10 protein-coding genes and 2 pseudogenes are annotated in these 9,569 nt (G+C 63.9%); 3 read left to right on the top strand and 9 right to left on the bottom strand.

Going from position 1 to position 9,569, the window contains the following annotated elements; translation table 11 throughout:
• The 3 genes from QZT63_RS15330 to QZT63_RS15320 all read right to left on the bottom strand — a co-directional run.
• On the bottom strand, window positions 1-1,472 hold a 1,472-nt coding region (locus QZT63_RS15330), incomplete at its 3' end, for a TRAP transporter fused permease subunit (protein ID WP_290652364.1).
• A gap of 121 nt (window positions 1,473-1,593) precedes the next feature.
• Window positions 1,594-2,556: a TAXI family TRAP transporter solute-binding subunit gene (locus QZT63_RS15325; RefSeq protein WP_290652363.1), complete on the bottom strand. Its 963-nt coding sequence runs from the start codon at window positions 2,554-2,556 to the stop codon at window positions 1,594-1,596.
• Window positions 2,557-3,007: 451 nt separating this feature from the next.
• Window positions 3,008-3,667 carry an OmpA family protein gene (locus QZT63_RS15320; protein ID WP_290652366.1) on the bottom strand — a complete coding sequence of 220 codons (660 nt, stop codon included), beginning with the start codon at window positions 3,665-3,667 and terminating at the stop codon, window positions 3,008-3,010.
• A gap of 426 nt (window positions 3,668-4,093) precedes the next feature.
• Here QZT63_RS15320 and QZT63_RS15315 point away from each other — a divergent pair, with 426 nt between their 5' ends.
• A complete protein-coding gene (locus QZT63_RS15315) occupies window positions 4,094-4,534 on the top strand; it encodes a cytochrome c (RefSeq protein ID WP_290652362.1) in 441 nt (146 codons plus the stop codon).
• Between the two features lie 47 nt (window positions 4,535-4,581).
• Window positions 4,582-5,415, top strand: a complete 834-nt coding sequence (locus QZT63_RS15310; RefSeq protein WP_290652361.1) for a cytochrome c — start codon at window positions 4,582-4,584, stop codon at window positions 5,413-5,415.
• Between the two features lie 28 nt (window positions 5,416-5,443).
• Here the strand turns inward: QZT63_RS15310 and QZT63_RS20125 are convergent.
• The 6 genes and pseudogenes from QZT63_RS20125 to QZT63_RS15280 all read right to left on the bottom strand — a co-directional run.
• A pseudogene (locus tag QZT63_RS20125) lies at window positions 5,444-5,590 on the bottom strand (DNA-binding protein); the annotation flags it as partial.
• A gap of 169 nt (window positions 5,591-5,759) precedes the next feature.
• Window positions 5,760-6,341: a hypothetical protein gene (locus QZT63_RS15300; protein ID WP_290652359.1), complete on the bottom strand. Its 582-nt coding sequence runs from the start codon at window positions 6,339-6,341 to the stop codon at window positions 5,760-5,762.
• A gap of 468 nt (window positions 6,342-6,809) precedes the next feature.
• A complete protein-coding gene (locus QZT63_RS15295) occupies window positions 6,810-6,980 on the bottom strand; it encodes a type II toxin-antitoxin system RelE/ParE family toxin (RefSeq protein ID WP_290652358.1) in 171 nt (56 codons plus the stop codon).
• A gap of 62 nt (window positions 6,981-7,042) precedes the next feature.
• Window positions 7,043-7,504, bottom strand: coding sequence for an RES domain-containing protein (locus QZT63_RS15290; RefSeq protein ID WP_290652365.1), 462 nt, complete (start codon window positions 7,502-7,504; stop codon window positions 7,043-7,045).
• Complete coding sequence (locus QZT63_RS15285) at window positions 7,504-7,944, bottom strand: antitoxin Xre/MbcA/ParS toxin-binding domain-containing protein (protein ID WP_290652357.1); 441 nt, start codon at window positions 7,942-7,944, stop codon at window positions 7,504-7,506. Before QZT63_RS15285 ends, QZT63_RS15290 begins: the two co-directional genes overlap by 1 nt.
• Window positions 7,945-8,226: 282 nt before the next feature.
• Entirely contained in the window at window positions 8,227-8,961 is a 735-nt protein-coding gene (locus QZT63_RS15280; protein ID WP_290652356.1) for a lysophospholipid acyltransferase family protein, read from the bottom strand.
• A 490-nt stretch (window positions 8,962-9,451) separates the two neighbouring features.
• Between QZT63_RS15280 and QZT63_RS20120 the strand changes: the two are divergent.
• Window positions 9,452-9,569 (top strand): annotated as a pseudogene (locus QZT63_RS20120) (cyclopropane-fatty-acyl-phospholipid synthase); the annotation flags it as partial.

Below are 9,569 nucleotides of genomic sequence, written 5' to 3'. Positions count from 1 at the left end.
GACTGCATGCGCAGACCGAGGCCGGTGAGTGTCACGATACCGATGACGATGCCGGCCGTGGCACAGGCAGCCGAGATGGGAACGGCCTGACGGGCACCGTCCTCGAAGGCCCGCAGCAGGTCCCTGCCCCAGTCGAGCCACGTGCGGCCGACGACCTTCGGCCAGGTGCGCGGCACGGTGGTGTGTCCGCCCGCATCCTGGCGCCGGCCGGAACGTTCGCGCTCCAGCGCGGCCTCGACGCCGGCGAAGGGATCCCCGCCCCGTGCGCTCGTGCCCAGGGCACGCACGATGATGATCGTGTTGCGCGCGACGAGCGATACCAGCAGCGCCAGTGGAATGGCCCAGAATGCCGACATCGTCGGCGTGTACTGGGCCACGACGAGTAGGAACACGAGCCCGAGGATGGGGATCACCAGGTGGAACTGGCTGAACAACGTCGGCAGGAACGGGGGCAGCTCCCGCCGCGGCAGGCCGTGGATCTTCCATTTCAGTGCGTGCATGTGGACGCAGAAGATGATGCCGGCGAGGTCGAGGAGCGCCGGCAACAGCGCCGCCTGGATGATCTGCAGGTAGGAGATCCCGGTCATCTCCACCATGACGAAGGCGGCAGCACCCATTACCGGCGGCAGGAACTGCCCGGTTGTCGATGCAGCCGTTTCAATGCCTCCCGCCGTCTGCGGCCGGAATCCGACACGTTTCATCAGCGGAATGGTGAGCGTGCCGGTGGTCGCGACATTTGCGGTGGAGCTGCCGGAGAAGGAGCCCATCAGCGCGCTGGCGAGCACGGCGGCCTTCGCCGGTCCGCCCTTGTAGCTTCCCAGCCCCGACATGGCGACGCGCGTCAGGTAGTCACTGATGCCGGTGCGCTGCATCACCGCGCCGAACAGCACGAACAGGAAGACGAACGTCGAGGCCACGGCGAGGGGAATGCCGAAGATGCCTTCCGTGGTCGGATACAGGTGGCGGATGATGCGTTCGGGCGAATAGCCTCGGTGCTCGATAACGCCCGGCATGTAGGGGCCGAAATACGCATACAGGATGAACAGGCCCGCGATGGCCGGCAGTACGGGCCCGATGGCACGGCGGGTCGCCTCGAGCAGCGCGAGGATCGTGAGCGCGCCCATCGCAAGGTCGAGTGGCGTCTCCGCGCCTGCGCGCATCACCATGTCGTGGAAGTTGAAATAGAAGTACAGCGGGCCGCAGATCGCGATCGCGGCAAGGAGCATGTCGGTGATCGGGATCCGATCCTTGCGCAGGCCCGCGAAAGCCGGATAGAGCAGAAAGATCAGCGCCAGGACGAACGCAAGATGGATGGCGCGCAGGTTCTGGGCGGGCATGAGCCCGATGCCCGTCTGATAGAGCTGAAAGACGGCGAACACGATGGCGATGGCGGCAACGCCGAGCCCGATGATACCGCCCGGCAGGCGCTGCAGCGCCGATTCCTCCGGCACGCCGGCGGTCGATTGGCTCATAGCGACTCCGGTCCGGTTCGCCATCCCCGTCGCCGGCCAGCGCCGGGGTGCGCGGCAGGCCGCCGGGGCAGGACGGTCATCCGCCCGCCCCGGTGCAGCGCAAGCGCGTCAAGGAACGCCCCTACTGGCGTTCGAAGAATGCCTCCGCGCCCGGGTGCAGCGGCACCGGCATCGCTTCAGCCGCGTCCTCCAGCGAGATATCGCAGCCGCGTGCGTGCGTATCGCAGAGCCGCTCAAGCGTTTCCTCGGCGAACAAGACCTCGAGCATTTGCTCGACGAGATCCGCGTCCAGGTCCGCATTCGCCACCAGCATGGCGAGCACAGTGACCGTGGGGATATCGTCCTCGATGCCGCTGTAGGTGCCGCCGGGAATCGTGAAGCCCGCGTAGAAGGGCCACTCTTCGCTGACCTCCTCGGCCATGTCGGGGTCCACGGGCACGATGGAAACATCGTGCGTCGCTCCGAGATCCACGACAGCGGCCGTCGGGATGCCCGCGGTCAAGAATGCCGCATCGATGCGGCCATCCCGAATGGCGTCGACGGCCTCGCCGAAGGGCAGAAAGTGCTCGGTGATGTCGGCGTAGGCGATGTCGTGCGCCATCAGGATCTGGCGGGCGTTGGCCTCCGTCCCGCTGCCGGGAGCGCCAACGGCGACCCGCGCGCCGGCGAGATCATTCACGGATTCGATACCGGAATCGGCCAGCGTGACGATCTGGATCACCTCGGGATAGAGCAGCGCCATGCCCAGATTACTCTCCTTAGGCGAGTCGTCAGCGAACATTTCCGTCGCATGGAATGCGTAATTGGCAATGTCGTTCTGCACCATGGCCAGTTCCGCTTCACCTTGCTCCACGATCCGGACGTTGACCACGCTGGCGCCGGTCGACTCCGCCGTCACCCGCAGGTCGGGAATTTGCTGCGACCATGCCTCCGCCATGGCGCCGCCGAGGGGGAAGTAGACACCGCCCGTGCCGCCGGTTGCCAGGGAGATCGACTGCGACGCCTGGGCCACGTTGCTGCCCGACGAGACTCCCAGGCCGAGGCTCAGCACGCCAGCGGCGATGAACGCGACAGTGTGTTTCATGGCATACCTCCGTTTGGATCGATTGCCAGGTCAGGCGGCACGACCGGGATGTGCCGATCGTCCGGCAGCCGTGAGCTGCTGAGGAGTATAGAAAAGATTGAGTATAGGAAACATAAACACCCTCTTCCCCCCACTGTAGACTGGTTTATTCGCGGCTGACGAGCTGACGCATGGCCGTGCGCCCTTCCGCCGTCCACGCAATCACGCCCTGCAGTCCTCCCCAGCGCCATTTTCCGATCCATCCCAGCCGGCAGGCCGGCCGATATCCGTGCTGTGGCCTGGCGGTGACAGCATCCGGGTGTTGATCGAGGGAGGTAATGTCAGCCGAACAGGCCGGCAGGCGGTGCCCGCGCTGAGGGAAGCAGGCTCGGGGGTGTCGGCGCCGCCCTTTCTTCAGGCGAGCGAGGATCTTGGTGGTGACACCACCAAGATCCTCGATGTAGGCAATTCGCTATTCGGTGAGCGGAGCCAGGGTCAATTCCACGCGCCGGTTTAATTGCTTGCCCTCGGGTGTGCTGTTGTCGGCGATCGGCCAGTCTTCACCGAGCCCGGCGGTGGCAATCCGGCGGCTGTCCACCTCGCGGCTCTCCAAGTGGCGTCCCACCGTTGCCGCGCGGCGTTCCGACAGGAGTTGGTTGTAGGATGCCGCCCCCGTGCTGTCCGTGTGGCCGGCCACTTCGATCAGGGTCTTGTCAAAGCGATTGGCGACCGTGGCCACCGAGTCCAGCACGTCGAAGAACTCCGTGCGCAGATCGGCGCTGTCCACCGCAAAGGTAATGTTCCCCGGCATGTTGAGTATGATGTCGTCACCCTGGCGGGTAACGCTGACACCGGTCCCCTGCAGCTCTTCCCGCAGCTCCCGTTCCTGGCGGTCCATGTAACCGCCAATCGCGCCGCCGGAGAGTCCGCCGACACCAGCGCCGATCAGGGCGCGCTTGCGGCGGTCCCTGCTATCGCTGCCGGTGAGCGCACCCACGGCGGCGCCGGCTACCGCACCGATGGCTGCACCGGTGGTGGCGCGCGCCGTTCTTTCCTCGCCCGTGTAGGGATCTGTAGTCGTGCAGGCGGCGGCGAGCAACAAGCTTGCGCTGAACACGGCCACCAGGGGCATGGTTCGACTGTTCACGGCTGAAATGCTCCTTTCTCAGGGACGGGCTCGATCGCGAAAACGAGGCGAGACATGTGTCGGGATATCTCTGGATGCAGAGCCTACCCCAATCCGCAGTGCCGGTATGTGTCATTGGTCAGATTTCTGGAAAATCAGTGTTGCGTTGGTCCCACTGAAACCGAAGCTGTTGGACATCACGGCATGCAGCCCGGCGCCATCCATGCGCATGCGAAGTATGGGCGCGTCGCCGACCCCCGGATCGAGGGTGTCGATAGCTCGGCGGATGGGTATCCGCTGCCGGCGTGCCCTGTTGACGGCCATTCCCACCGAGCCGAGACGCTCGTCCGTGGGAGCGTGAACTTGCGGTGAAGCCAGCCGGTGCAATAGTTGCCGGAGATGGGCCTGAAATTTCCACCGGAGGACTTAGCCATGATGCGAATCGCACTCGCCGCCGGCATCGCATTAATTTTCGCCACATCCGTCTATGCGGAAGACGCCGAAGTGTACGTTGACTATCGCCAGGGGCTAATGAGCGCTGTCGGCGGCAACACTGCAGCGTCCGCTGCAATCCTCATTGACGGCGCGCCTTTCGAGGCCAACCTGGAGGAACACGCCAGGGCCATCGAACGACTGACAGAGGACATCCCGGCCCTGTTCCCCGAGGGAACGGACCATGAAGACAGCGACGCCAAACCCGAGGTCTGGGACGACCGTAGCACATTCGAGGAACGGGCAGAGGCCAGCCACCGCGCAGCGACTGCGTTCCGTGAAGCGGTGGAGGAAGGCGATCCGGCTCAGGCCATGCCGTATTTTCGTGAACTTGGGGGCTCCTGCAGCAACTGTCACGACGACTTCCGGGTCGAGGAGTGACGCCAAACGCATGGCAGCGAAGGCACGCGCTGGCGGCGACCTTGCTATTGGCTGCCAGCGTTACCGCTGCCGCACCACCAGACGGGCTGTCGGATGAGGAAGAACAGGGATGGTACGTCCTGCGGGCCGGCGCCTGCGTGGCCTGCCATACGGCGGATTACGACGGCGCCCCCTTCCTGGCCGGCGGACGCCCCATAGCGACGCCGTTCGGTACATTCTACGGGCCGAACATCACCCCCGATTCGGACCATGGGATCGGCGCGTGGGAACGCGACGACTTGCATCGGGCGCTAACCGAGGGCCTCGACCCCGAGGGGCGGCACTACTACCCCGTCTTCCCCTATACCTCCTACGCGAAGATGACAGACGAGGATATCGACGCGCTGTGGGCGTACCTGCAAACCGTGGAACCGGTGGCAAAGCCCAACTACCGCCATGAGGTGCCATGGCCGCTATCCTACCGCTCGTTGCTGATCGGCTGGAAAGCCCTCTATTTCAGCCCCGCCGCCTTCGAGCTCGATCCGCAACGTTCCCAGTCCTGGAATCGGGGCGCCTATCTCGTCCAGGCCCTGGGTCACTGTGCTGAGTGCCATACCCCCAGAAACCTGCTCGGAGGACCAGACGAGCCCCGCGCCTTTGCCGGCAACCCGGATGCCCCTGGGGACGAGCGGGCACCCAATATCACTCCCCACCCCGAAGAGGGCATCGGCGACTGGCGGGAACGCCACATCGCACGCTACCTTGGCTTCGGCATCAAGCCGGACGGAGACTTCGCCGGCGGTTCCATGGCCGATTTCATCGATACCGGCTCCAGCCACCTCACCGACGAGGACCGCCGGGCCATCGCCGAATACATCCTTTCCCTGGAACCGATTCCCTAGGCGATGGGTGCCGACCTTCGAGAGGGGGGATCTCGCCCCACTCCAGAAGCTTGACGAGATGGGCGCGGGAGACATTGAGGAGATCCGCCGCTTCCTGCGTCGTGAGTTCCGCATGCGTCGGCACAATCGTGACCGTATTGCTCTGGGCCATCTCTGCAAGCAAGTCACGTAGCAGAGGGGGCGCCCCACCCCTCATTGTCGTCGTAGACCCGCACATGTCCCCTGAGCGCTTCCTCGCCGATTACGTGCAGACGGTCTCGGTACACGCCCCCATGACGCCCCCATCGCGGCTTCGGTATTCCGGGGGAGGGATGCCTGGGCGGAACGAACTCAAGCAAAGGTGGTTAGCGGACTTCCTCCAGATACCAGCCGGCCAGATTACGGGCGATGATCTCGGGGTGGTCTTCCTGGATATAGTGTCGACCCGGGCCCACGAAGCGGGTCTGCAGATTGTGGTAATGCTCGCGCATCCAACCGGCCGCTTCGGGAGGAACGATGGCTCCCGGCCGGGCGTACAGTAGCAGTTTCGGGGTCGGGGAGGTTTTCAGCCACTCTCCCACCCGTTCCACCGCTTCCACGTTGCGCTCCGGTTCTCCTTCAATCGGGAGTTCCCGCGGCCACATCAGAATCGGTTTGCGGTCCTCCGGGTTGCGGAAAGGTTCCCGGTAGACTTCCATCTCCTCATGGCCAAGGTCCCGGGTCACCGGCCCTTCGGCCAGCAGGGATTCGATGAAGATGTTCTGTTCCACGATCAACTCTCGCCCCTGCTGAGGGTCCCGAAGTTCCCTGAACAGATCGGCCCCCTCCTCTCCCATGGCTTCAATGTCGTCCATGGGATAGGCGGGAGGGACGATGGCCTCCATGAAAGCAACGCCGCGCACGTTAACCAAGCCAGCCATCAGTGGGAAGGACAGCGATGACTTCAAGACGCCCCCTTCTACTCCCGTACCCGCCTGTAACGATTGTGATAGGTAAGAACGCATTGCATCAAGGATAGTCGGATGCTCCTCCAGGCCCGGCCTGTGCGAATCTGTTCCTGTTGCGAGGATCCCGAGATGATCGCGAAGAGCGTCGACCACCGAAAAGGAAAAGATGGCCCCAGAACCGCTGCCCCTTGCCCGCAGCAGGCCACCGCCGGGCCCGTTCGGTTGACGTTTCCGGAGTTCAACCCGGGTGCTGTGACGCGCAGGGTACGGCGGGCTATCGGCTGGCCTGACGGCTGGAATGGATCACGCAACGGAAGTGACCGGAGGGCGCATCACCCTACCCCTCGCGACTTTGGGTAGATGGCCCGATCAGCGTGTCATGAAAGCGTGATCAAACCTGGTCGGCTCAGCGCAGGATGCGCCCGACAAAACCTCGCCGGAGCCTCTTGACTACTCGGCGAATAGACATCACTCGATCGCTTCGGCGGTTTTAAACGATTGCCAGTCTTCGTGTCCGTGACGAACGCGGATGATGAAAACGTCGCCATCGTCGACTCGATAGACGATCAAGGGGAGCTCCAGAGCGTGGCAGTAGTCAGTGACAAAGAGCTGGCTGGTTGCCTGCTCTGAGCCGGTCACGTCTGGTCAGCACTGGATGAGCTACTCTGCAGCCTGTTACCTGTCGGTGCCCTCCTGTCCCGTCACGTCGACTGGTCCTTTGTGAACGGCAACCGCACGTCGAATACGAAGGCGCCATAGTCAGTCGCGGTAATCTGACCCGCGTTGGGATGCCGCGGGTTGATGATGATGTTCCAGGACACGGGAATGACCGCGGAGGGTGCTTGCATCATCAGTAGGTCGTTGGCCCGATTCTCCAACCAGTCCAGTCCAACCGACTCCGGGTCGTGCGGCATGGATGGAACATCCAGGATGTTGGCCGAGGCCTCAACCGGAACCACCAGCTCGATCAGGCGGAAGTCCAGTGGCGCAACTGGCTCCTGAAGACCGAAATGCACAGCGTTCTCCCAGGCAGCGCGGGCGGGATGCTCCGAGGTATAGATGGCCGGATACCCTGGGGGCGTCCAGCGGCCACCATACCGGCGCGAGCCCTCTCCTGAGAGGTCGGTTGCGAATTTGGCCCGGGCGATGCGGTAGAGCCGCATCACGCAGCGATGCCGCGCTCGATGCGACCCAATAACTGCTCAACCTGGTGAACCCCTGGGTAATGCACCAACAGTTCGGCTGGCACCTGTCCATCCAGTGCCCGGTTGGGTTGCTCGAGCCACTGCCGGCCACGCTCGTGCTCGCCAAAGACCTCAGCCGCCCGGGCATAGATTCGACCCAGCCGCACCACGCGGTCCGACTGTTCCTGTGACAGACGCACCGAACCGCTCTTGGAAGAGAGCGTGGTGCGCGGGATCACCCGATCGAACACCCGCGGCGAGATGCGCGTTCTGAGGATGCGAGCGTTCTCCGTTGGCAGCCCTTTGGTGACGACGTCTCGGAGCAAAGTCCAGTCATTCGTTGAGGCCGATGACCAGCCCTCAACGCGAAGCTCGCCGAGATAATAGGTCAAGTACTGCTGGCGCTCTTGAGTCTGCATGCCCCATCGCTCCGTGTCGGGTCCGACACCAGCATGTGACGAAACCGACGGCCAAAATAGCGCCGAGACGAAGCCTTGGGCCCGGGTAGGCGTGAGACTAATCAGCGTTTGCCCAACACCTGCCCCTTTGAGAGGATCGACGAGTAGGCACCGGGGTCCGCGATCGACCCTTAACGGCCATTCCGTGAGTGCTGATCCTATGGCCGCTTTCTTTAGGAGGCCCTCTGGTTCTGCCCGAACCAACGCGGACAAGTTGGGAGTGTTATTCATTCCGAAGGTCAGTCATGTCCCCCGGCGCGGTCGCGCAGTACCGACAGCGACCAGCTCCCCCGCGATCCAGTCCCGCACAAGCCGACTGACCTCGGCCGGGCTGCGTTGTGTCGTTGCAATGTGGGGACCGATCCGAACCGTGATCAGACCAGGCCGCTTTCGCCAGTCCTGGGTCGGCCAGCAGTAGCCCGAATCGACGGCTACCGGCACCACCGGCACGCCGTTGGCGCAGGCGAGCCGCGCCCCGCCCTGCAGGAACCGACCCAGCTCACCGTGGCGCACCCGCATCCCCTCCGGGAAGATCACCACCCAGCGCCCGGCTCGGATGTGCGCGGACCCGTGCTCCTCAACCTCGCGCATCGCTTCCCTGGGGGACTGTTCGCCGACGCTGATCTCCTCGAGTGCCTTTAGCGCCATGCCATAAAAGGGCAACCGGAACAGCTCGCGCTTGACGACCCATGACAGGCTTGCCGGGAAAATCGTGCGATAGGCAATGGTCTCCCAGGCCGATTGGTGATTCGACATCACCACCGCCGGCCCCGTCGGCAGATCCTCCAGCCCGATGACGCGATAGCGCACACCACAGCAGACCCGCAACCACAGCACGTTCGCCCGGCACCACAGGCGCGCCGTATCCTCGCGCACGCCATAGGGAAGATGCCAGGAGGCGAAGATCAGCAGTGCGAACGGCGGCGTGATAGCGATGAACCCCGCGAAAAACAGCGCAGATCGCAAAGCTGAGACCATCTAGACCGTTGCTCCTTGTCAAAGCCTTGACCCCAGTGTGGCAGACTGGCGACGGAAAACCGTCTGCGCCCTGCCGTTGCCGAGCGCTCACGCCTGCCCTCGTGGGCCCGCGGTTGCGCTGTCGTGGCTCAGCAACCCAGAGCGCTGCGACCGCCCTATTGGGCCCTCACCGAACCCAACCATGATATCCCGAGTAGCCGTTCAGTGAGCGCCGGCGACGATAGGGCGTATCGGCCTGCCGACGGGGCCGGAGACCTTATTGCCATGGTAGAGTTGGAACCGGAGATTGCGAAAACCGCCCACATATGCCGAGTCGCTTTCCACACATTTGGGCAGATACGCGGATCACCGCACCTGAGCAGCCGCCCACGGAGGGGGAGAGAAGAGCCAATTGATCTCTTATCTGATTGCCCCCGCCCAGGAGTCTCGGCGAGCCCCGAACCGGCCAGGGTTTAACCTCAACCGGCAGCGACCGGCAGCGAGAAGTATCATGTCAGCGAAAGAGAAAGTCACAACGCTGCTGCGCGCCGCCGACATCGAGATCGACGGTACACGGCCCTGGGACTTGCAGGTCCACGACGAGCGGGTCTATCAACGTGTGCTGGCCG

Origin of the sequence: Aquisalimonas sp. (assembly GCF_007120195.1) — a bacterium.
Classification (GTDB): domain Bacteria; phylum Pseudomonadota; class Gammaproteobacteria; order Nitrococcales; family Aquisalimonadaceae; genus Aquisalimonas.
This window is presented reverse-complemented; position numbering and strand designations above follow the sequence as displayed.